The sequence below is a fragment of the Acanthopleuribacter pedis genome (genome assembly GCF_017377855.1).
Taxonomy (GTDB): domain Bacteria; phylum Acidobacteriota; class Holophagae; order Acanthopleuribacterales; family Acanthopleuribacteraceae; genus Acanthopleuribacter; species Acanthopleuribacter pedis.
Window position 1 is genome coordinate 20931 of record NZ_JAFREP010000034.1, and the last position, 23387, is coordinate 44317.

Annotated in this window: 12 protein-coding genes; 6 read left to right on the forward strand and 6 right to left on the reverse strand. The window is 58.1% G+C overall.

Annotation, left to right across the window (positions count from 1 at the left end):
• Positions 1-122 precede the first annotated feature (122 nt).
• The 4 genes from J3U88_RS27875 to J3U88_RS27890 all read right to left on the reverse strand — a co-directional run bounded on the left by J3U88_RS27875 (position 123) and on the right by J3U88_RS27890 (position 6122).
• The gene (locus J3U88_RS27875; RefSeq protein WP_207862294.1) at positions 123-2315 is read right to left on the reverse strand and encodes a hypothetical protein; all 2193 of its coding nucleotides are present in this window, start codon (positions 2313-2315) and stop codon (positions 123-125) included.
• Between the two features lie 147 nt (positions 2316-2462).
• Positions 2463-2978, reverse strand: coding sequence for a CesT family type III secretion system chaperone (locus tag J3U88_RS27880; RefSeq protein ID WP_207862295.1), 516 nt, complete (start codon positions 2976-2978; stop codon positions 2463-2465).
• Between the two features lie 615 nt (positions 2979-3593).
• Positions 3594-5048, reverse strand: a complete 1455-nt coding sequence (locus J3U88_RS27885; RefSeq protein ID WP_207862296.1) for an MltF family protein — start codon at positions 5046-5048, stop codon at positions 3594-3596.
• Positions 5049-5141: 93 nt separating this feature from the next.
• Positions 5142-6122, reverse strand: coding sequence for a 2-hydroxyacid dehydrogenase (locus J3U88_RS27890; protein ID WP_207862297.1), 981 nt, complete (start codon positions 6120-6122; stop codon positions 5142-5144).
• A gap of 559 nt (positions 6123-6681) precedes the next feature.
• Between J3U88_RS27890 and J3U88_RS27895 the strand changes: the two genes are divergently transcribed.
• Positions 6682-9783 carry a sensor histidine kinase gene (locus J3U88_RS27895; RefSeq protein ID WP_207862298.1) on the forward strand — a complete coding sequence of 1034 codons (3102 nt, stop codon included), beginning with the start codon at positions 6682-6684 and terminating at the stop codon, positions 9781-9783.
• Positions 9784-9801: 18 nt separating this feature from the next.
• Positions 9802-10518: a LytR/AlgR family response regulator transcription factor gene (locus J3U88_RS27900; RefSeq protein WP_207862299.1), complete on the forward strand. Its 717-nt coding sequence runs from the start codon at positions 9802-9804 to the stop codon at positions 10516-10518.
• A gap of 193 nt (positions 10519-10711) precedes the next feature.
• On the opposite strand, the gene J3U88_RS27905 is transcribed toward J3U88_RS27900, so the two are convergent.
• Entirely contained in the window at positions 10712-13612 is a 2901-nt protein-coding gene (locus tag J3U88_RS27905; protein WP_207862300.1) for a response regulator, read from the reverse strand.
• A gap of 552 nt (positions 13613-14164) precedes the next feature.
• Between J3U88_RS27905 and J3U88_RS27910 the strand changes: the two genes are divergently transcribed.
• Together J3U88_RS27910 and J3U88_RS27915 are read left to right on the forward strand one after the other, a co-directional pair.
• A complete protein-coding gene (locus J3U88_RS27910) occupies positions 14165-14719 on the forward strand; it encodes a CesT family type III secretion system chaperone (RefSeq protein ID WP_207862301.1) in 555 nt (184 codons plus the stop codon).
• A gap of 53 nt (positions 14720-14772) precedes the next feature.
• Complete coding sequence (locus J3U88_RS27915; RefSeq protein WP_207862302.1) at positions 14773-16827, forward strand: hypothetical protein; 2055 nt, start codon at positions 14773-14775, stop codon at positions 16825-16827.
• A gap of 12 nt (positions 16828-16839) precedes the next feature.
• Here J3U88_RS27915 and J3U88_RS27920 read toward each other — a convergent pair whose 3' ends face one another.
• Positions 16840-20472, reverse strand: a complete 3633-nt coding sequence (locus J3U88_RS27920) for a serine/threonine-protein kinase (RefSeq protein WP_207862303.1) — start codon at positions 20470-20472, stop codon at positions 16840-16842.
• A 312-nt stretch (positions 20473-20784) separates the two neighbouring features.
• Between J3U88_RS27920 and J3U88_RS27925 the strand changes: the two genes are divergently transcribed.
• Together J3U88_RS27925 and J3U88_RS27930 are read left to right on the forward strand one after the other, a co-directional pair.
• Positions 20785-22611, forward strand: coding sequence for a GNAT family N-acetyltransferase (locus J3U88_RS27925; RefSeq protein ID WP_207862304.1), 1827 nt, complete (start codon positions 20785-20787; stop codon positions 22609-22611).
• A gap of 357 nt (positions 22612-22968) precedes the next feature.
• Positions 22969-23328 (forward strand): hypothetical protein, encoded by a 360-nt coding sequence (locus tag J3U88_RS27930; RefSeq protein ID WP_207862305.1) that lies wholly within the window; start codon positions 22969-22971, stop codon positions 23326-23328.
• Positions 23329-23387: the final 59 nt, after the last annotated feature.

A 23387-nucleotide genomic window follows, 5' to 3' on the forward strand; every position in this document is an offset into this window, starting at 1 on the left:
GCTACCGCGGTACGAAAAAGGATGTTTGGTTGCGGGCGTTTCCTTAACGCATCCTGACCGTTCGTGTTGTTACGCCTCATGGGCGGTCCCCCGAGCATGGCCGAAGGACCGCGTCGCGTCATTTATTCAGCACGCTGGTTTTCCGTACTTGGCGGCGTCAGTTGGGCTAAGCGGCGTTGCGCGGCTTGCAGGAGCTGATCCGCCGATTCAAGATCGCTGCGCAGACCGGCCTGAATTTCCGCCATAATTTCAGGTCCTGCTTGGGGGTTCGCACGCCAAGCATCTTTCTGAGCCTGAGAGAAGGGCAATGATCTCGTTACCGTGGCGTATTGGGAACGGTCTCTATCCGCGACAGCAGCGTTTCCGGTTGAATCGATCCACGATAATTTACCTTCGATTTGCGCAACTTCTTCAGCGTAGAGCGCGATGCGTTCTTTTAAAGTGGGCACATCGAAATCACCGATTCCGTCAGGCCAGGAACTCGCCCGTGAGCGATCGGTATTGGGAAGGTGGTAGGTATCGCTCACCGACCACTTGCCAGGTTCACCGGGCAGCGGGCCGTCAGGATCTTTAAGTGTGGAGGGGACTGGGCGGGCGGGGCCGAACTGCCCATCCGGTTCCCTTTGTTCAAAGACTTTTTGTGCCAGCTTTTGGTGGGTGTTGCCATAGCGGGTATGGGTTTTCACCCGAATGCCGTCGTTCTGCGCGACGACTGGACCATGGGGGGCCTTTTTCTCGAAGGTCGCTTCCGAGATCCCGGCGGAAATCAACATGAACACATCGGCTTGACTGAGGCTGTCCGCAATATGATTGGTGAAGTGGTCGGAATCGATGTCACGACAGATGACCAAACCCATTTGTTGGCCGTCACGCGGCAGTGGGACCATTTGATCTTGGGGACTACGGCCCGCGTCGGTGAGGTGTCGGGTCAGTTCCGCCTCACTCATGTCCGGTGCCGTGCCGCCGGGAAACTGCTTGTAGCTGCGACTTTGCAGCGGGGCCTCGTCGCCGGTCTTGGCCCGACTATAGCTTGGTACATCGATATCCGAGGGGTTGTATTTCTGGACCAAGCGCGGAGCACTGTTCCCGTCACCATTGACCACAATGGCTTCGTTGCGAACGGTTTTGAACATTTGGCGACCTGTTTCGTGTAGCTGGGGAACGTCGGTATTGGGTCCTTCCCGCAAAATCTTGAGGGCGGGATTGCCGCGCTCCAAGGCGCCGTTGCGGCTGTTGTCCGAAAATTCCGAGCGGGCAAGAAGGAAGGGGGCGTAACTTCTTTTGTAACTTCGGGCCAAACCCATGAGTTCGGTCGTGTTCCCCTCGTAACCGCGTAAGAAGGTTTGAAATGCGGTGATTTTGTCGCGTCCGTCGGCGTTTTTGGTAAATTCCAGGCGTGGGCAAAGGTGACCCAAGGCTTCCCGCCGTTCCCTCGGGGTGTCCGCGGCAAGGAAGGCCTCGAAGTGATTCGTCATGGTGCGCGGGCTTGCATGGCCGATAAGCATGGCCAGGTGGGTTTGGTTTTCTTTAATGGTGTTTAAGGTCCGGGCTGCTTCATTCAGCACATCCTGGGAAAGGTCCTTGGGTTGACTGCCTCCGTCCTCGGTTGGCATGGCGGCAGCCAAGGAAATGACCGCGGCGAGTTCCACCCGTGCTTGGCTCGGGGGTGTGGTGAAATCCTCGGGTGCCTGCGAAAGTGATTCAGCCTGGGCTTCGCGCAATGCCCCGGCGGGAAGATCTAAGATCCCGCCAAGGTCGTCCATGTGATGTGGTTGGACGCGACGCATCAGCTCGGCGGGTTCCGAGGTAACCACCGACCCCATCACGAAAATGGCGTTGGGAAGGCCGGCCTCTCGAACTTTCGCCTGAACCATGCCCAATAATTCAGTTTTGTCGTGCTGTGAGAGAAGGGCCTCGTTGTCGTTCCAATAGAATTCTGGGACGGAAACAATTTGCGTGGTGCTGCCGCGCTGGTCAATGATGCCTTGGCGGACCATTTCGTTAACTTGGCTAAAAACGACCTCGGCTTTTTTTTCTAGTAGCTCTCTCGGGCTTTCGGCGGAAAGCGCACTGCCGCGGCCGGTTTTCACATGGGCCTGAACGAATTGGATCCGCTTGCTCCGCGTGGCACTCGGGGCCATGGCGCTGGTTTCTGTGGTGGCGCGGGTCATTTCGGCGCCGCCGCCGAGGCCCCCCTGAGGATTCGTCCGCACGCCGGTGCCTGTCGTGGGGGGGCTAAAGGCACTGGGTGGCGCGGCGTTGGCCTGCTGAGCTTGATTGACCCCTTGATTATGTTTAAAACTGACACTTGACATGGCGATCTCCTTGAAACGTGAAGGTGGTCTTTAGCGACCCGGGTTGTTTTTGGTCTTGTTTAACGAATGGTTGTTGGTGAGGGGTGGTGTCGGCAACCAGGCGGTGGGAAAGGGGCCGCATCCGGCTGCGTCGTCGGAACCTGTTTGTTAAACCAATTTGCCGATGTGGCGCATGGGGTCGACGTCCTCGAAAACCGGCTCGTTGTGCATGGGTGGTTGGTAGGTGTTCATGTAACTTGACGCCGGTGCCGCGGGCGCCTCGGCGACAATGGGGATCTCGGCCAGTTGGTTTTGCACCGTCTCCGCCGTGCGCGAGAAGTTTTGCAGGATGTTTTGGAACAAGGTCAGGTCACAACCCTCAACCGCTTGGTTGTGGCACAACACCAGCTCGCCCGCTTGCTCGTCGCAGGCGATGGTGGCGCCGCGGGTCTCCTGCATGAACAGGTTCATGGAAAGTACTTTCATGTAGAAACCACCGTTGCTGTTGGCGGGCAGGTCCATCAAAGTGGTGCTCAGCATGAATTCTTCGCCTTGGGGGCCGACGAACAATTCAAGGTTGCGGCCTTCGCCCGCGGCCAGGACGCAGGCACCGTTTTGATCAAGACCTAAGGCGGGGTGGATCTGGGTTAACCATTGGTTGATCTGGGTGTGGGCGTGCGTCATGAGAAGGCCTCCTAAATCGTCCTTGAAATCATTCGTTTCATACTAAGTGGCGCGATCTTAAACCAGGCTAATTTGGTGTTTTGCCTCGGGATCGCGTCCCGTTGTTTGATCTGTAATTTATTCTTGAAATGTGGACGAAGTTTGGCGAAATCATGGCGTCCGGTTGTCGGCCGCTTTTGCCCTCGTTTTTGTGTTGAATTCTGAGATTGTGTCTTGTTTTGGCTGGGAACCCGCGCCTGGATTTGGGAAGGAGCGGCATCGTCGGAATGGGGTGGCTACCTTCGTTGGCGTGTTGATGGTTGTTTTGCTAAGTTGAATGAAATATGGTGCTTGTAGAAGGATCCTGAGCGAATGGAGCGACCCCGGTTGCCTTGGTGGCCGCCCGCATGGCTGCGCAATGGAACCCGTTTGAAGCCCAAAGTACACCGACCCAAATCCGCCGTTTTAATGAACATTATCGATTTGTTATAGTGCGAAATAGGCCCGTTTTGGGCCTCGAAATGTGGAGGAATTCCATAAATTACCAATCGGTTATGTTGTTGCTTTTTGCGTGGGTTCGCTATAGGTGAATCGTAAAGTTACTATTAAATAACATATTTATTAGATTCGGGCGGCTTACTCCGTGCGCAGCAATTCTCGTTTCTTGTGTTCCCGCTGTGTCAGCAGGGTGTCGCCCTCGCGAAACATGAGGTGGTACTTGCGAATGTTGGCCACATAACGCACGGTCTCCTGGCCGATGTCCTTCAACGCGGCTTTTTCCACATGCCCGAACCAGCGGTTGGGGTCCAGTTTCATCGCTTTCGCCCTGCGCCTCAATTTTTGGACCCGTGCCGGGCCGGCATTGTAGGCCGCCATCGCAAAATAAAGCCGGTCCGCCGTGCTGATGGCGTCTTCCTTAAAATAGCGGCCCTGGATGAACACCAGGTAGCGCACGCCCGCGTGGACGTTGTTTTCCATCTCCCGTATGTTTTCGATGCCGACCTGAGGATCGGCCGCTGTCGAGGGTTTGATTTGCATCAGGCCGACCGCGCCCGCGCGGGAAACCCGGGTGTTGTCAAACTTGGACTCTTGATAGGCGAGGGCCGCGATCATGCGCCAGTCGGTTTCGTACATCGCGCCGTACTTTTTAAAAAGGGAGATCGCTTTTTCCAAATCAGCCCGCTTCACCTTGCGGAACGGGTTGGTGATCCAGCGTTTGCTGCCGTAGTAGCGTTTGAACAACACGTTGCCCATCCTGGTGCCTTTGCGGTTTTTGGCGATGAAGGCGTTGAGGTCGGCCAGCAGGCTTGGGTTTTCCTTGCGCACCGCCCAGCCGATTTCACCGCCCTCGTCCAAGACGAGGTGGGGGTAGCGCTTGAGGTTGGGCATGACCTGTGCCCAAAGTTCGGCCATGTAGTCGTCGACCACGGTCAGGTGTCCGCCACCCGCGTTAATCAGTTCGAGAATGTCTTCTGTTTCCAAACCTTCAAGCGTGTCGATGGTGACCGGGACCAGACCCGCCGTTTCCAGGTCGTGGTTGAGGCGGCGCAGGCTGGGCAGATAACCGCTGTTGGCCTTGACGTAAAATGCACGACCGGCCAGGGCTTCAAGGGTGGCGAAGTCGCCTGCTTGTTGGTGACCGACCACGATTTGGCGCACATCGGCGAGGATCGGGTCGGTGAAGTCGGCCAGGTGAAGACGCCCCGGGGTGATTGTGAGCATACCCGCCGCGATATCGCCTTCGCCGGCCAAGAGGCGCGGCAGCAATTCGTTGCCTTCGACTGGGATAAATATGGCGGTCAGATGGATATCGCGTCGGGTGTAGCCCTTATTGAGGCGCCGTTCGTATTGGCGGAAGAGTTCGTATTCGAAACCACGCGGTCGATCACCCGCGATCATAAAGTTGGTGTGGTTGGGGGTGATCAGGATGCGCAGTTCCCGTTTGGCGCGGATCGTTTCGAGATCGCGGGGCGGGAGGGCCGGGACCGGATCGGCCGGGGCCGCGGCGATGGCGTCACCGCTTTGGTCGCGGGTGCAGGCGGCCAAAAGCAGCAGACCTATTAATAATGTAGGAACGAGTTGCGCTTTCAACGGGGTTTCCTCAGGGGTCTCATGGTTGAAACCTGGGTGAGCCTATGTTGCCTCAATCCCCGGTCACGATTGCTTCACGGAAAAAACACCCTATTATAACAGTTCCCGAATCGCGTATTTGGGACGCTGTCCGTCGAGCACGCGGCGGATGTCCTCGGCGGCCGTGCGGGCGATGTCGTGCAGGCATTGGCTTGTCGAGCCGGCCATGTGGGGCGTGACCCACACGTTGGGCATCTGGAGCAGCGCCTCGGTGAAGGCCGGGGGTTCGGGATCCAACACGTCGAGCGCGGCCCCGCCCAAATGACCGCGACGCAAGGCGTCTTCGAGGGCGTGTTGGTCGATGATGCCGCCACGCGCCGTGTTGACGATCAAGGCCCCGGGTTTCATGGCGGCCAGGGCCTCGGCGTTGAGCAAACCGCGGGTCGCCGCGTTCAGCGGAATATGGATCGAAAGTACATCGGCCCGCGCCAACACCTGTTCGAAGGGGACCATTTGGATGCCGTCGACTTCGCCGGAAGTATGGGAGCGGCTGGAGGCCAGTACCGTGGCGCCGACCGCGCGGCACATCGCCGCCACGCGTTTTCCGGTGTAACCGTAACCCAGCACGCCGACCGTGAGCGCCGCGAGCCGTGTGCCCACGCGACGTGCGCCGTCCCAGGTGCGTTCGCGCCGTAAGGTGGTTGTTGCCTCGGGAATGTGGCGCAGTAGGTTGAGGATCAGACCCAGGGTAAATTCAGCCACATCTTGGATGTTGCCGTTGGGCACGTTGGTGACCCAGGTGTGGTTGCGGCCGGCCGCCGCCACGTCGATTTGGTCGGTACCGGTGCCGTGCGCGCTCGCGCAACGCAGGCGCGGCAGCTGTTCCAGCAGGGCCGCGGTGAGGTTCCCGGTGCGCACCAACACCGCTGAGGCGTCGCGCAAGGCCGCCACCAGGGATGGTAGCTCGGCTTCGCCAAAATGAAACGGCAAATCAAACGCGCGCAGTTCGACGTCGTCGCCCAAAACCTCGCCCACCACGTCTAAACGAATCGGCATCTCGGCGCTGCAGGTCGCCACCACCACTTTGCGGTCCATAAACCCTCACCCATCTCAGAATGAATCGGTTATACCACGCGCGCGGCCTGCTTCGGTTTCGACTTGGGGATAACCCGCCTGGTTTGGTTGTTTTCAACCTGGGTTAAGGTGGGGTGTTGGAAGGTTTGCGCCTCCTTTTCCACCGCATCTCTTGAATGAGCACAACCAGGGGGGTTAACCCAACGCCGAGGGTCCACCCAGGGGGAAGCAAGGATGACCAGGCTCACCGACCACCAATTGATGGACACCGTGGACACGATCACCCTTGCTGCCAAAAAGAAAAATAGGCCGGCGGTGCAGCCGAAGCATTCGAAAAGCCTCATCGGTCGGCCTCAGTGTGGTTTTCTGTGGATGGGGACTGGATCTGGTTAACAAGCTTCCGGTTAATGGTTTGACCGTTGTCGAAGCTTAAAAGCCGAATACGGTCGCGTGATTTTGGGAATGGTTGGATTGGGGGACATCGGGCTATGATGGGGCGATCTTCTAATTTGGATGGAGACGCATGAAACGCCGTCGGTTACGCTATGGCATAGCAGTCCTTTGCTTGAGTTGGGTGGGCATGTTGTATGCCGTCTCCGGCCGGGGATTTTTACCGCATCCCGGTTTGCCCGCGGCTTCCGTGACCGGTATGGCGCAAGACGACGAAGGTTTTCTCTGGCTGGGGACCGAGGCCGGCCTCGTGCGTTACGACGGGGTGCGCTTTAAGGTTTTTCGCCATACGGATGTACCACCTTCCGGCTTGGGCAACAGCGCCGTATCCGCCCTTGCCAATTCAAAGCACGGCGGGCTTTGGCTTACCACCGGCAGGGGTTTAAGTCTCTTTGATCCTGTGACCTTCAACGGCGTTCGTTATGGCGACGGCGAAACCGCGACCGGTCCCGCTTACGGCGACGGCAATCAGCAATTACACGGGGTCGTGTCGGACCGCAACGATTGGTTATGGAGTTCCAGCGGCACCAACTTGGTTCGTTATGAACGGCATGCCGGCACCTGGCAGGATTTTCCCGCTCCTAGCGAGCAATTGGGTGATGCGATCCTAAGCCTGTTCGGTGATGCGCACGGTCTTTGGCTGGGGATGCGCGGCGGCCTGTGGCATTTCGACCCGGTTAGCGAGACGTTTACATCCGTGGCGGGGGCCGACGGGGCCCGCGTCCACCTGCTGGTCGCGGGCAAAGCCGATCTTCTGTGGTGTGGCACTTCCGCCGGCTTGCGGGTTGTCGATCAACGGACCAAGACGTTCCAGGCGGTTGACGAGGAGGGCTGGTCGCGGGCGCCCGTTACGGCCCTGGCCGCCGACGACGACGGTCGCTTGTGGTTTGCCGACCAACACGGCCTTTTTGAAATGGATCAGGCGGCACGCAAGCCGGTTCCTTTGATCGGGCGGTCCGACGCGACCCGTTTTGGTTCGCTGATTCCTTTTGCCCGCGAAGGCGCCGGCGCAACGGACCCGTCGCCCCATTCCGTGGTCGGAGCGGTTCAGGCCCTGTTTTGCGACCGCGACGGAAGTTTATGGGTCGCGGGGTCGCGGGGTTTGTTTGTGGTCCATCGTCGTGAAACCCCATTGCGGTGGCTCGCCATCAACCGCGATGTTCAGCGCGCGCCACGCTGCCAACCGGTTTTTGATGCGGCCGGCGGCATGTGGACGGCCACCGAAACCGGTTTCGCCGTGGTTGATCCCACAACCGGTGCGGTGGTCCATACCGTCGACTTGCAAGACACAGCACCGCTTGATGTTTTGGCCCGGCGCGGCAATGAGGTCTGGGCCGCCAACCGCGAGGGTTTGTTGCGTTTGGACAGGCAGGCTCAGATCGCGGCACCCGTTCCTTTTCCGTCTGATCCGGTCCAAGCGGGTTCCACGCGGGTCCGCGATCTGCTGTGTGATGTGCGCGGCACCATGTGGCTTGCCTCGGATCATGGCCTGTTCCGTTTTCACCCAAAAACCGACCAGGCCCTGATGCCGGTCACCCTACCCGAGGCCGGTTCAAGGGGACCGGGTTGGCAAGATGTGACCACCCTCGCCGCGGGCCTTGCCGGGGAGTTGTGGCTCGGCACCCAACGGGGTTTGGTATTTTGGGATCCTGAATCCGGCACGCGGCGTTTCTTTGCTTACGAACCGGGACGGCGCGGTAGTTTGTCGGCCGGTAAAGTGACCGCGGTCCTGGAGGACGAACACGGGGTGGTCTGGGTTGGTACCGAGGGCGGCGGGCTCCACCAAATGGTGGATCGCGCGACGGATGCCTTTACCACCGTCGGCCCCGACGAGGGCTTGCCGGCCGCGGCTCTTTGGGATTTGGCCCAAGATCGCACCGGCCGGCTTTGGGTGGTGGGTCCTGCCGGTTTGTTTTACACGAAACCCGGCCAGAAACAGTTCCAGCACTTTGACGCCCTCGACCCTTGGTTGGGGAACCGGGTCTTTTTTAGCCAAACCCACACGGACCGCTTGTGCGTGGTCTCCGCGGCCGGTTTGTTTTACACGGACCAAGTGGGCGAACCCATGCCGGCCGCGCCCCCGGTGGTTTCCGATGTGGTTCGCATGCGCCCGGGCAGCGATGTGCCGGCTGCATCGGTGTGGTCCGAGGCGCGCCGGGAGGGAACCGTTTCCGAGGCAGCCGACGCGGTGACGCTGGCCTTTGAGCTGGCCGACATGGATTACGGTCGTGGCCGGCCGACGCCCTTTTGGTACCGTTTGGACGGCTTCGACGAGGGCTGGCGTTATGCCGTGCCCGCCCAAAAACGCTTGATCTACGCCTACTTACCCGCGGGTTATTATCAATTGTTTTTTCGCTACGGCGATGGGGCCGGGCGGGAAACGGCGGCGCTTTCCTTCAGCGTCGAAGGCGATTTTTGGTCATCCCTCCCCACCTGGCCGTGGGTGCTAGGAGTCGTCGTTTTGGTGGTGGCGCTTGGGGCCCTGCTTACGCGTCGGCGGGTTAAGCCGGAACCGGTTCCCCCTGGGGAGGCACCCTTGGGTGGTTACCAAAAACAAGTGCTGGCCACCGTTTCCCACGAATTGCGCACCCCGCTTAACGGCATCATTGGGCTTTCCCAGGCCTTGCTGGAGAACACGCCGCCGCCGGAGAGCCCGGCCGGCCGCGAACATCTCGCGCTGGTGGTTCAGAGTGGGCGGCGACTGGCCGGCCTCCTCGACGCTATGTTGGATTTTGACCGCGTCGGACGCGGTGACCTCGAAGCTGCTTTGGCCCCGCTCCAGCTGCGCCCGCTTGTCGCCGACGTGCTTCTGCTGGCGCGTGGAACCCTTGGTGACCGTGATCTGACCTTGGTAAACCAGGTCGATGCCGACCTGCCCCTGGTTAACGCCGACGCCCAACGCCTCAGCCAAGTGCTTCACAATCTGGTGGGGAATGCGGTTAAATTTACCGAGCAAGGTCGGGTCACCGTGTCTGCCGAGGTGAAAGAAGGTATGATGCGCGTGACGGTGCGCGATACCGGCATCGGCATTCCCGACGGCTTGCGCCACCTGATCTTTAAACCCTTTCGCCAGGGTCATGGCTCCACCACCCGTGTTCACGGTGGGGTCGGCCTGGGGTTGACCATCGCCGAACAGCTGGTGACCCTGCACGGCGGGACCTTAACCTTGCTGCCGCAAACTGGAAAAGGCGCCGCCTTCTGTTTTACCCTGCCTTTGGCGGATGAACGCTAGCACCGGTCCGAGGAAACGATGAACGTTTATCTGGTTGACGATGAAAAACATGCCCTCGGCATGATGAAACACTACCTCGCCAAAATGCCCGATGTAACCGTGGTGGGTGCGTCCGAGGATCCCATTCGTGCGATTGAAGAGATCAACACCCTTAAACCCGACCTGGTGTTCCTCGACATCCAAATGCCGATTCTGACCGGCATCGAACTGCTGCCGTACCTTCGCGAGAAACCGATGATCGTGTTTTGTACCGCCTACGATCAGCACGCGATCAAAGCCTTTGAATTAAACGCCTTGGATTATTTGTTGAAGCCGGTGAATCGCGACCGGTTGGCCGCTTCCATTGCGCGTGCGCGTTCCCAATGGGAAGTGCTGGAGGTGTTTCAGGATGAACAGATGGACGGCGGTCTGGAGAAGGTCGTGGTTTCCATTTTGGGCAAAAGCCACGTGGTGTGGTTGGAGCAAGCGATGGTGTTTACCAAGGACGGCCGTTACACCAACATCCTCACGTTGGAGGGGCGCGAGCTGCTGGCCAATTTAACCATCGGGTATCTGGCCGACCACATCAAAGACCCGCGCTTTTTCCAAATCAACCGCTCCGAAATTATTCAAAAGCGGTTTATCACCGCCTTCGAACCGGGCGAACACGGCACCTTGACCTTGATGGGCGCCAACGACAAGCCGTACCAGGTCGCGCGCCGCCGCGTCAAAGATTTTAAGGCTTGGTTTCTATAGCCCGCGGTTCTTACCAGAATTCGTCGCGAGGCGTTGAAATCGCTGTGAGTACACAGGTTACGACCGAGGGTAAACGTAGCGGGGCCGACCTTTCGGCGTAGCAGAGCTACGTTGAGGCTGTCCCACCGTTGTGAAGCAACGGTGCAACCAAGTAACCTAAGTAATCGCAGCGATTTCAACGCCGTAGCAGAACTTATGGTGAGAACCGCGGGATAGGCGGCTCCAGCTTGGGGCGGCCGGGATCGAAGCGGAAGCCAATGTGGTGGATGCCGTTTTCGTAGCGGTAATCCAGTTTGCTGTCGAACAAAAGCGCCAGGCGTTCGCTGATATTGCCCAGCGCGTGTTCCGAGGAAATCAGTTCGGCAAAGGGTTTGCGCAGCGGCGCGCCGGGATTGGTGACCGTGACCTGTTGGTAAATGCCGTCTTCTTCGAGGGACAACCCGACGACCACTTGCTCGGTGGTTTCCTTCAGACCGTAAAAAACCGCGTTTTCTACCAGCGGTTGAATCAGAAACGGCGGTAGCAATTGGCCGCCCAGCCCGGGTGGGATATTGAAATCAAAGCGCAGTTTCTCTGGGAAGCGAACGCGTTGGATATCGCCAAAGGCTTTGATTGCTTTCAGTTCTTCCTCGAGCGGCCACCATTCGCGCGGCACCGCGTTAAAGGATTGGCGCATGAGCGTGGACAGCCGTTCCAGGGTTTCCACCGCTTGGTCGGGATCGGACAAACACAGGAAGGAAATGCTGTTGAGCGTGTTTTGAATGAAGTGCGGCTGCATTTGCGCGTGGAGCAGGCGAATGCTCGATTCGCGGTTTAGGCGTTTGAGGCGTTCCATTTCCACCTCCGTTTCCAGCCAGGCCTTTTCTTTTTCCAACAAACGGTTGGTTTCTTTGAGCGTTAGGTGCATGTGAACCCTCGCGAACAGTTCATCCCGGGATACGGGTTTGATCAGATAGTCGTTACCGCCCATGGCGAAACCGCGAACCAGATCTTCCGGTTGGTTGCGGGCGGTGATAAAGAGGACGGGGAGTTGCTCCATCGTGTGGGTTTCGCGGAGGTGGGCGCAGGTTTCGTAACCGGACAAGCCGGGCATCATGATGTCGAGCAGGACAAGGTCGAAGGTTTGGTCGTTGAGGTGGTCGAGGGCGTCGCGGCCGCTTTCCGCTTCCACGACGCGGAAGCGTTCGCCCAAATGGGCGTGAATCACCTGACGGTTGACGGGGTCGTCGTCAACCACCAGGATGCGCGCCGGTTGGTCGGCGGGCGACGCGGGCGGCGGCGCCGGCGGCTCGGGTGACGCGACCTGTTGTGGCAACGGGGTCGGCATGTTGGCGTTTTTTGCGCCCGCGGCCAAGCCTCGACGGTAGCAATGGAGACAAAAAAGGAATGCCGAAACCACCCACAGGCTGACCCATCCCGGCGGGATCAGGGTGTCGGCGTGGATGTGGATGGTGCCGACCTGGGGAAACTGCCGCCAGGGACCCTTGAGGTAGCGGGTGCGTAGGCTTAAGTCGTATTGCCCCGGCCACGTTTTCTGAAAAGGGATGCGGTTTCCGGTCACGGGGCGCCAATCCGAATCCGCGTCCCAACGGTAGGCCCATTCCGCCGTTTGGTCGGTTTCATAACCTGGCAATGCCACGTTCACAAACGCCGGTGGTTTGCGCCCGCGTTGGTTTGGCGCAATAAAAACCGGCTTGGGTGGGTCGGCAAGGGCTGGTGCCGTGGCGGGGAGGTAGGCGGCCCAGGTGTCTTGGTAAAGAATTAGGCCGCCGTCCGCGTCGCGCAGTAATTCGCGGTTGGCCGCGGCGTCATCGGGAAGGGGAAGAAAACCGAGCACCACGGCGGATGCGGCATCAAATTGGTGTAACCCGTATCGGCTCAAACCCCAGAAAGCCGTTGGGGTTGCGGGCGCCAAGGCGAACAGGGGCAGGTTCGGGGTGGTGTCCGGGTTGAGGGTCACCGTCTCATGGTGGACATGCCAAAGGCTTCCGCGGTCGAGCAGGTAGCCGCACTTTAGCTCGGGGTATTCAAGTTCAACAAGGTGCTTGGTGAATTTCGGAACGGTTTCGGGCCTTTGTGACGCTTGGTGGGTAGCCAATACCTCGGCCTTTGGCCCCGTAACCGGTTGGAGCATGGCCGCCGCGGCCGAGAGGTAGCGTGGCCCTTCGCCGGTTCCCAGCCAAAGGGCGCCGTCCGCGCCCATCGCCGCATCGCGAACGACGCGCCGGTGCTTGCGGCCGATGGGTTCGGCAAGGGTGAGGGCGGTGGCTTGGCGCCGAAAGGGATCGATTCGCATCAAATAGGGGGTGTCGCCGAGCCAGAGTCGGTCTCGCGGGTCAACCAATACAAACGCGGGGACATGGGTTTTCGGTAACGCCATGACCTGTGCCCATTGCGCGGACGCCGGTTTAAAGGTCCAAAGGTGTTCCCTACCGACCAGCCAAAGGACGTCTTTGGAAGCAGCAAGCGCCGTTCCCTTGGGGGCGTGCTCCTCGGGAAAAGCGTGGACCGTCAAACCACCTGTGCCGATCTGAATGAGTTGGTTCGGCCCCATCACCCACGACCGACCGGCCCCGTCCACGGTGAGATGGATGCGTTTCGGGGTGGCCGCCAAGTAGGGTGAGAGGTCGTAGGTCTGTGCTTGAACCAGGGTGTTTCCTCGGGCGTGGAACTGCAAAACCGAGGTTTCGCGAACGACCCAAACCAAGCCGTCCGAAGCGAAGAGGTGGTCCACCTTGCCCACATCCTTTGTGGCGAGAACGGTTTCGGCCCCGGGCAAAGCCGGTCGTATTTGGAGTTCACCGGATTCGGTCGACAGCCAGAGTCGGTTTTCACCGTCGACCACAAAATGGGTCACTGCCTGTTCGCCGAGCGGGATCCGATGCGCGTCGGCGCCGTCGTAACACCAGAGGCCCTTTCGGTTGAGCACCCAGAAGAAACCACGCCCATCCAATTGCACGGCCTGAACCGTGGTATGGGAAAAGTTGCGGTCCCGGCCAAAGGAACCGGTGGGGATCAGCAGCGGTTCGTCTGACGGCGTTGCTTGCATGGGGGGTGTCCAAAAACTCAGGGCCAAAAACAAAACGGCGATCATGGTGAATCCAAAGCAGTGGGGTAGTTATCGAAGCGGGGCGATAAGGGCGCGTGGCGTCGGAGAAGGTCTGAAGAGATAAGGTTTATACGAGGTTTCGACCCTGATTGGGGCGGGCGCGTCTTCAAAGGCTGCAAACCCGGGGTTTCGCTCCCATTACCGCGACTTTTCGCGCTGAAAAGGTCTTCGTCTAAAACCTATTGTAACCGAGAGCGGTGGGTCGCCTTGGATGAATGTTCGGGGTTCAAGGCAACCCACCTCGCGGCGATCCGGCCGTTGGTTCATTAGAAGGGAAAACGGCGCTAAAAGTGAGGGTGCTTGCCGTGAACGGCCGCGAAAACACGCATGAGCGGGAATGAGGCTCGAAAAAGCCGCTCGGGCCGGGAATTGATGCCGTTGACGCCGAAGCGGTCATGGCTGGGTGCCGTTGGCGCCGCGAGGGGTGGCCGGGCGCCGAGAAAGGCCCCAGATTGGCGAAAGAACAAAAACGCCGGTGACCGACTCGGTGTAATCTCGGCCGGTTTTTTCGGCCAAATTCCCTTCAGGAGTGACCTCATGACGCAAGCAAACGAACAAGTGAAACATTGGTTGGCCCAACTCGGCGCACAAATCGGCGTGGCTTTGTCCTTGGACGATGAGGGCCTTTGCTCCTTAACCGCCGGCGAGGATCTTACCGTGGATGTGATTTGCCCACCCGGTGACACCTGTTTCTACCTCAACCTGACGCTGTTGGATTTAACCGGACAAAGCAGCCGTGAAATGGTGTTGCAACAAGCCCTAACCATGAATCTGTTTCAGCAGGAAACCGCGGGCGCCGCCATCGCCTTGGATCCTGATGCGGAAGCCTTGATGTTGTGCTTTACCCAACCGGTCGAAGGGACCCAGTTCAGTACCTTCAACAACATTTTGACCAATTTGGTGACGACCGGTCGCCAATTGAAGGGGCAACTAGAAGCGGCAAGTCGCGAGCAAGCGGCGCCCCAACCCTCGAATGCCGCGGCGTTTAATCCCGCCGGACCCGGCGCCTACGGGATCGGCGCGCAACCGGCGCAACCGGTTTACGCGGACAATCCCCACGAACACTTACTGCACATGATGAATCTCGCTTAACGCAAACGAACCGCCCATTTTTTTCCCCTTACCGATTAGGAGTACCGCACGCCATGCAAATGCAACAGTTAAAATCCAACAACGTACAGGCCAAAAATCCTTTAAACCAGACGGCACAAGCGCAGAACAACCCGCTGCAGTTAAATGTCGCCAACCAACCCGCGTCGAGCAAGATGCCCCAGGTAAACAACCATCATGCAACCAACAGCTCGGCCACTTCGATTGAGGCCATCCAACTGAACCAAAACCAGCCCAAGGCCAAACGGCTTCAGGTGGTACAGTTGGCTGTCAATTTTGAAAAATCAAAGCCCGATAACCTCGCCGGTAAACAAGCGATTGAATCGCGTGCCAAAATGGTTTTCAACGGCGTGGCACAAATGGCCAAAGACGGCAAGATAATGGACAACCGACCCGGTACCGTACAGGTGATCAGTATGCCGGAGCTTTTTCTTAATGACACCGATAACCCCATTAAAGCAAGTGATGTCAGGGGCGTGGTGACCAGTTTGCGGGCGATGGCCGCCGATAAACAGTTCGAGGGTATGGTGTTTGCACCGGGAACCTTTATTGCGATGCACCCGGCAGTCGCGGCACAAAATATCAAGCCACAGCATCTGGAAACGATTGCCAAGGCATTCGACGTTCCGCTGAAAGACTTGGAACAGGCTTACCAAGAAATGACCGACGCTACCCAAGAGAAATACGAAAAACTAAGCGAGCCTCGTCGGATCCTTGCCGCGGTGGGTGATGCCTGGAACAAAAAATTGGAGCAACCCAACAAGCCGCGTACCTTGTCCATCGAGAATGAACTTCAAAAGAATTTCGCCATGGATGATAAGAAGGAATTAGACAATAAGGCCTTCAAAATTCCTAAAAAGTTAAACACCATGGAAGAATTTGCCAAGGTGTGTAAGTCGGTCAAGGAGAAACCTCTGGTCGTGAAAGAAGAGACTGCATGTAAATTGGTCCAAAACGCAACCGTGGTGATCGAGGGGGGACCAAACGGTAAAGCCAAAATTGTCAATAAGATGGTCCCCTCCAATGCCGACAGCCGCGTGGTGCTTTATGATGTTAAAGACAAACACCTCAAAAAGCAGTACGTATCCTATCCCGCCCAGATTTCGGTGGTTGATCCTGACCAAGTGGTTGATCAAAAGATGGTGGAGGCCAAATTTAATGATGAATCAAACCGATTTAGCGCACCGAAAACAGGCTTGGATATGGCGGTTGCGATCTGCTTAGATTACGGAAGCAGTTATTTTGCGAGTGTCACGGATCATGATAACAAGGCCTCCCATGTTCAGGTTCTTTCGGCGGGCCTGAAGGAATGGCAGTACGACGCTTCCAAAGGGAGTGGTCACGCATCTATCTCGGGGAATGATTTGTATGGCCGCGTTGGCAACCAAAACATGACAGGTGGTGGTTATATCGGTGCCGAAATGTTCCAAAAAGATCATATATCGGTATCCATGAATATTAAAGATGGGAACTATAGCTTTATCCAAGGTTCAGGCAAGGTGCATGAGAACCATTCAAAATTCCCAGATACGATGGTTTGGCAAGTGTCTCCGCCGGTTCACCATCGAGCGTCGGTCGCCTCCTCCGTTGCTTCTTTTGACGGAAATACCAATGTGGGTGTAAACGAGTTCGCCAAAAATATCGATGAAGAATCGCAAGAAAACCTCACCACTTGGTTTCCGAAAAAGCCCAACAAAGAATTTACGAAAGAGCAAATCCAAAACAATCATAACGAATTGATGAACATGCAGCAGAAAGCCAATCAAGTATCGGTACAACTTGACTGTTTGGAAAATATTCGTACAAATAACAAAATTGACGAAAAAAGTTGGAACATTCTGAATCAGAATCCTGATTTTGTTAAGAAAACCGGGGTGGTTCCAAAAGACGAGAAAAACAATGATGAAGTTAAGAGTAAAAAGAAGAAGATGAAGATGAAACCGAAGAAGGTCCAAAAGCAACCGTTGGCTTTTAAGGATATTAAAAACCACGAAAGTATGATCATAAAGTGCGATAACTTCGAGTATAACCTGAGGAATGATCACAACTTTATGCTTAACCAATTGGCCCAAAAATCGGTTTGGCAATAAGCCGGCTGAAGGTTAGGGGTCTTTGATGAGCCGCTTTTGTGCCTCCCGGGTTAGGTAATGGCCTTCACCCAGGCGGCGTGAAAGCGTTTCTCGCGTGTTTCGCATCAAGGATTGACCTGCTTCTTGTTCACCTACCTGGGTGAGGATCAACCCTTTTAAACTGTGCATCGCGGCCCGGCTTTCGTGTTCCTCCGGCAGTGCCGTCGCGGCGGCAAGCGCGCCCTCCACGGTCTCCAGTGCTTGCCGCCACCGTTGACGCGCCGCGAGATGTTCGGCCTGCTCCAGGCGCACTGCCGCAACCAAGGGATGGTGTTCCCCAAGGCGTCCGGTCCGTAGGGCCAACGCCTGTTCCAGGTGGGGTTCGGCCGCCGTGGGATCGCCCTGGCCACGCAACAGTTTGGCCCGTGCCAGATGGAGCGCGGCCTGCAAAAACGGGGCTGGGTCTTCGCCCGCCTCTTTTTCCGCTTGGGTCAGCACGGCTTCAGCGCGTTCGATACGGCCGCTGAGCAGGTGCAATTCGGCAAACTTTGCACGTTCCATGGCGAGCCGCGGTCGGGTCGCCTCGGGCAGCGCGTCGAGGGTTTCAAACAGGGTTTCGTAGCGCGTCTTTGCTTGGGAAAGGTCGCCGCGGCGCTGATTCAAATCGGCCCAAAGGGCTTCCGTCTGGAACACGCGCCGGTGGTGTTTTCCCAGCTTGGTTCTAAATATGGGCAGCGCCTGCTGGATCAGGGGTTCCGCCTCGGCGTACTTACCGACGACCAACAGCAAGCGACCCAGGTTGCCGAGCCGAACCGCGGTTGAGGGGTGATCCTCGCCCAGCGCGGCGCGGGTCGTGGCCAGCGACGCGCGGAACAGGGGTTCGGCGGCCGCATAATCGCCGCGCAGGAACAGCGCCATGGCCACGTTGTTTTGGGCGCGACCGACGGCGGGATGATCTTCCTTAAGTGTTTTCAAATAAGTGTCTAAGGCCTGGCGGTAATAATTTTCGGCGGCCGCATAATCGCCTTTGTCCTGGCTGAGGCTGCCGAGGTTGTTGAGTGTGCCCGCCACGTAACGGTGTTTGTCGCCCAGGTTGTGCTTCAAATTGGTGAGGGTGCGTTGGTACAGCCGTTCGGCGCCGTCCAGCTTGCCCAGGTCCTGCATCGCGCCGGCAAGGTTGTTGAGCAGAAAACCAACACTTTGGTGGTTTTCGCCCAATGCAGCGACTTTGATGGACAAGGCCTTGTGCAGCAGGGGTTCCGCTTGGCGGTAGCGGCCGCGTTGCTGGTGGATCAGCGCCAGCGTTTGATAGCTTTCGGCCAGATCGGGGTGTTGTTCGCCCAGGCGTTCGATTTGGATGCTGATGGCTTGGCGCAACAGGTCTTCCGCGGCGTCGTATTCACTCTGGTTTTGCTTCAGATAAGCCAAGTTACCCAAGCAGGTCGCCAAAGCCGGGTGATTGGCGCCCAAAATGCGGCGGCGAATGTCGGCGGTTTGGCGGTACAGTGCCTCGGCGGCGGGGAAATCGCCTTGGTTGTGGTTCAGCACGGCGAGGTGGTGAATCACGTTGGCGGTCCAGGGATGGTCCTCCCCCAGGAGTTCCAGCGCCAAGTCGCGTGCCTGCTCAAAAAGCTCGCGCGCCTGATCGTAGTTGCCCTGGAGGCGTTCCCACTGGCCGCGCCGCTGCAGGCAGTTGACCCAATGTGGGTGTTTTTCGCCAAAAATGTCGCGGTAAAGGGTTTCGGCTTGATCCATGTACGCTTTGGCTTGGTCGCGTTGGTCTGTTTCAAGGTAGGTCAGGCTTAAGGAGGCCAGGGCCGAGGCCACTTGGGAATGGGCGCGGCCGTGGAGGCGTTGGCGCAGGGCCAATACGTCTTTACGGTATTGGATCGCGCGGTCGTAGTGACCGCGCGCGGTGGCCAATTGGGCACGGCCTTGGATGAGTTGGGCCTGTTCCTCCGGAGGGAGTAATTGGGAGGAAGCGCCGACCGCGTCAAAGGCGGCTTGCGCTTGTGGGTAGCGGCCGAACAGCAAGGCGGCGTGACCGCGACTTTGGTTAAGGCGCGCTTGCGTGCGTGGGTCGTCCGTCGCTTCCTGCTCGGCCAGGTGTAATTGTGCTTGGGCGCCTTTGTAATCGCCCGCGCTCTGCAGGGTGTGGATCAGGGCGAAACGCGTTTCCATCACCTGGTTTGGGTCGCCTGATTCGAGGGCGTTGACCAGCAGGGCCTCGGCTTGGTCATAGCGGCCGAGTGACGCGTAGACCCGGGCCAAGGTGTTGAGCAGGAGGGTTTTGACCGCCGGGTCTTCGTCCAAGTCGGTGTTGAGTCGGCGGCGGCCCGCCTCCATCACTTCCAGTGCGCTGATGTCGTGGTTGCGGGCCAAGTCGGGATCGATCTGTTCGAACATCGAAACCAGGAACCCGGTCAAGCGTTGGGAGGAGGCGAGGCGTTGTTCGGCGAGGTCGCGCTGGCGTGCCGTCTGTTGGTTCTGGACCGTCGCGTAGACGGAAAACAAGCTGAGCGAGGCCACCATGCCGAGCACCGCCGCCACCGGCCAAGGATGGCGCTTGATGAATTTGCGGAAGCGGTAACCCGTGGATGCTTGGCGGGCCGTGATCGGCATGCCGGTCAGGTAGCGACGGATATCGGCCGCGAGGTCGTCCACCGCCGCGTAACGCCGGTTGCGATCATGGGCCAGGGCTTTCAGGGTGATGGTATCGAGGTCGCCGCGCAGTTGGCGGGTGAAGGCGCCGCCGGAGTGGCCGGTTTGTCCGCGTAACTTACTCGGCCGGGTAATGTTGGCCTGATTAATGACGCGCATGATTTCGAGGGGGGCGCCGCCGCGGAAGTGGTAGGGGAGGCGATCGGTCAGCAACTCGTAAAGGATGACACCGAGGCTGTAGACGTCGGAGGCGGTGCCGAGCCGTTCGCCGTTAACCTGCTCGGGTGAGGCGTATTGCGGGGTGAGGATGCGGTCGGTGCGGTTGGTGACGGTCAACGGGGTGCCCGTTTCGGCGTCGAGCATTTTGGCGATGCCGAAATCGAGCAACTTGGGGGTACCCGAATCCTGCACCATAATGTTGCCTGGCTTCAGGTCGCGGTGGATGACCATTTGCTGGTGCGCGTAAATAACGGCTTCACAGATCTTGAGGAAGAGGTGGAGCCGGGTTTTGAGGTCGGGTTGGTGTTGACGGATCCAGCCGTCGAGGGTGGTGCCGGGTACGTACTCCATGGCGAACCAGGGTTGGCCGTCCGACAAAACGCCGGCGTCGACCAAATGGGCGATGCCGTCGTGTTTGAGGCCGGCAAGGATACGGCACTCTTTTTCGAAGCGCGCGCGTAAATCGGGATGCCAGGCCGACAGGGTTTTGAGGGCGACGCGGTGTTCGGGGAGTTCGTCGCGACCGGCCAGGTAGACTGCACCCATGCCGCCTTCACCCAACTTCTCAAGGATGCGAAAGGGTCCGCAGGTACCGCCCACGTCGAGGTCGGTCCTTTTGGCCGCGAGCCGCGAGAACGGTGCGTTGTCCTCTGGTTTGGGGTCCGAACTCAAGGCGGTGAGCTGGGCTTCGAGGGCACGCGGCTGTTCCGCGGCAAGCCGATGGAACAGCTTTTGGAGTCGCTGTTGTTGCGCGGGGTCGGGCGGGTGGGGCGGTGGTTGTTCCATGAGACCTCGGGAAAGGACGGATGGGACCGAGACATCCTGAATAATCCAAAGCCTAAGGTTGCAAGACGCCCGCGTCAAGTTTTTGGCGGGTGGCGGGTGTGGATGGGACTTATTTAAGTAATGCTGCCGTTCGCGACCGAAATACGTGCCGTCGGCGCCGTTTGGGTCGTGCGCCGCCGCCGTTTGCGACAGCCACGCCGGCGTATCCCCAAGGTGGGATCTATGTTCAGGGTGACAGCGAAAGGTCCTTTGTTTCGTGCGGTACGGATGGTTTTTTCCGGTGCGGGCTAGGGCCGTACCAGGAGGAAGCCGATGACCCATCCCACAAAACATACCGATCCATTGATTCAGGACCTTGTCCGTTGGGCACGCTGTCACGGGGCCGCCCTGCCGGGTCAAAGGGTCCAAACTTTGGCGCCCGGCTACCGGGGTGTGCAAAGCACGCAACCGATCAAGTCGGGTGCCGCCCTATGCTGGGTGCCGCGCAAACTAATGATGTGTGGCGACAAAGCGCGGGCTTCGCGGATCGGCCGCTGCATTGAGGCGGCCAATCCATCCTTGCGTTCGGAACACAGTCTGTTGGCGGCCTTCCTGCTGCAGGAAGCAGCCGATCCCGACTCGTTCTGGCGACCCTACATCAACAGCTTGCCCGAGCGTTTCGACGAGGTGCCCTTGTTTTGGGACGAGGCGGCACTCCAGCCGCTGCAAGGGACTTTTGCGCTGCTGTGGATTAAGGCGCGCCGTGATCGGATCCTTGCGGATTACCAAGCACTCGCGGAGGCAGTGCCCCATTTCGCCACGCGGTTTTCAGAGCAACAGTTTTTGTGGGCGATGACCGCGGTGAACGCACGCTGTTTTGATGTTCCGGTTGTCTCCGGCACAAGCGAACCGGCGCTGATCCCCTTGCTCGATTTGTACAACCACCACCAGGATGCCGACGGCGGCAAATGTTTTCCCGGTCAGGGTGCAGAACCCGGCGCGGCCCTGTATTTGTCGCGGGCCGGCTTGGGTTTTACCGCCACCCGTGCCCTCGCGGCGGGTGTCGAGGTCTTTATGAGCTACGGCGCCAAATCGCGCACCCGCTTTTTTGTGAATTACGGCTTCATCGACGGCACCCAGAAGGTCGCGCGGCTTCACGGGCTTACCGCGGACAAGGAAAGCGACAACCTTTTTATCGGGGTTCTGCGCGAAAACGACTTTTCCTCGGTGACGGCCTGTTTGGATCTGCTCGTGCCGGGCCGAAAAAACGGCTCGGAATCGGAACCTATCGGCCGCGCATTGGTTGCGATGCGCCGGTTGGCATTTTTGGCGCGCCAAACCCGGCGTGGCTTTGCGGGCGAAAACACGGTGTCGGGGCAGGGCAGGGTGATTGCGATGAACCCAAGTCAGGCCATACCGAATAGCTTGCGTCACGACGAAGAAACCGTTCTGGCCAAAGTAACGGCATTCGCCGACCAAGCCGCCACGCTCCTCGAACTGCCCAAGCGTGAACGCGGGCGGGCGTTGAAGCAGGCCGCCGCGGCGGAGGGCGAGGGCCAAAGCGTGCGCGACTGGCTGGGCCGCTGGGCCAAGTCGTTACAACCGGTTCGCGCGTCCGAAACCCATGCATACCATGGTTTTGTCGGTGGTGAACCGCCGCCGGCGCGGGTTCAGCCGCTAAAACCTGAGGATTGGTCGTGGTTGCACCAACTCGCGCTGAAACCGGCGCAAAAGTCCTTCGTACCTCGCCCGGTCGAACTATTTCGCAACAAAGTATTTGTGCAGGAAGCCCCGGTCCAAATGGTGGGCGTCTGGACGGAGGCGCGTCCGGTTGGTGTGTTCTGCTGGTTGCACCAAACCAATGGCTGGGTTGATTTTTTCGGGTTCCAAATCGATCACCGCGCACAAGGTCGCGGCATTGGCGGCCGGATCATGGACCGCTTTCTGAAAGGTTTGGCGTCGATGCCGGGCATCAAAGGGGTGCAGCTTAACGTCCACCCCGACAACCACGCCGTGGCCGCCTTTTACCTGCGGCGCGGCTTTGAATTCACCGCCGACGACCAACCCGATTGCTGGAACCTGAGCATGGATCGCGCGACCTTGGCCGCTCGCTGGGGCAAGGAGGAGGAAACGCATCCCTCCGCCTGCGCGGGCGGTTAACCCGCGGATTAGAAGCAAAGCACAAACGCTCGAAGCCACGCTGATCGAAGCATGATCCCATTCGTTATCGTGCTCTTGATCGGCGTGTTTTAGAAAAGTGTAAGTCAGAGGAACCGGAGTTCGGCGTTGAAGTAGAGTGGAACAAAAGGATGGGCCGAAAAGGAAGTGAATCAACGAAATCACCCAGCCCCTTGCAGAAGACTGTTCCCCTACGGCCTGCAGAAGACTCTCCCCCGGCAGCCTTTTCCATTCCTTGATTTTCTATTTTTTGGAACTCTGGGGGGCAATGTGTGATAGCGTTTCCTAGTGCCAGGGCTTTTTTTGAGAAGGTTTTTTTGCAAACACGTTGAGGGTAAAATGCCTATACCTGAACTGACTTTTCTTATTTTGCACGCGCCATTTATTTTTGTTTATTTAGTGCTTTTGAGGGTGTCGAAATCGAATGTTTTGTCGCGGAAAGTTTTTTGGGTTGTTTTCGTGAGTTATGTTGTGACTGCTGTTAGTTATTATCTAGATTTGGGTGATGATTTTGCGAATTTTCAGTACGGTGCGTTGTTCTGGTTAACGCCGCTTGTCTATTACTTCTTAAGAGTGCGTGGGACTGAGGCGACTTATTTAATGGCATGTTTGAAGGTTTTGGCCTTTTCACTAATGCATGTGTTTTTGACGGTGGTTTTTCTTTTTCTGGCTCTGCTTTATGATCCACCCGAGTTTTAATTATAGATTATGTTTTAGAAGCTGGTGTGGATAAAGAATGGGCCATATAATGTTACTTT

What these genes read in the sequence shown, in the direction of transcription:
- J3U88_RS27875 (WP_207862294.1), bottom strand. Translation starts at nt 2,315, where the DNA reads ATGTCAAGTGTCAGTTTTAAACATAATCAAGGGGTCAATCAAGCTCAG.
- J3U88_RS27880 (WP_207862295.1), bottom strand. Translation starts at nt 2,978, where the DNA reads ATGACGCACGCCCACACCCAGATCAACCAATGGTTAACCCAGATCCAC.
- J3U88_RS27890 (WP_207862297.1), bottom strand. Translation starts at nt 6,122, where the DNA reads ATGGACCGCAAAGTGGTGGTGGCGACCTGCAGCGCCGAGATGCCGATT.
- J3U88_RS27895 (WP_207862298.1), top strand. Translation starts at nt 6,682, where the DNA reads ATGTTGTATGCCGTCTCCGGCCGGGGATTTTTACCGCATCCCGGTTTG.
- J3U88_RS27900 (WP_207862299.1), top strand. Translation starts at nt 9,802, where the DNA reads ATGAACGTTTATCTGGTTGACGATGAAAAACATGCCCTCGGCATGATG.
- J3U88_RS27905 (WP_207862300.1), bottom strand. Translation starts at nt 13,612, where the DNA reads ATGATCGCCGTTTTGTTTTTGGCCCTGAGTTTTTGGACACCCCCCATG.
- J3U88_RS27910 (WP_207862301.1), top strand. Translation starts at nt 14,165, where the DNA reads ATGACGCAAGCAAACGAACAAGTGAAACATTGGTTGGCCCAACTCGGC.
- J3U88_RS27915 (WP_207862302.1), top strand. Translation starts at nt 14,773, where the DNA reads ATGCAAATGCAACAGTTAAAATCCAACAACGTACAGGCCAAAAATCCT.
- J3U88_RS27920 (WP_207862303.1), bottom strand. Translation starts at nt 20,472, where the DNA reads ATGGAACAACCACCGCCCCACCCGCCCGACCCCGCGCAACAACAGCGA.
- J3U88_RS27925 (WP_207862304.1), top strand. Translation starts at nt 20,785, where the DNA reads ATGACCCATCCCACAAAACATACCGATCCATTGATTCAGGACCTTGTC.
- J3U88_RS27930 (WP_207862305.1), top strand. Translation starts at nt 22,969, where the DNA reads ATGCCTATACCTGAACTGACTTTTCTTATTTTGCACGCGCCATTTATT.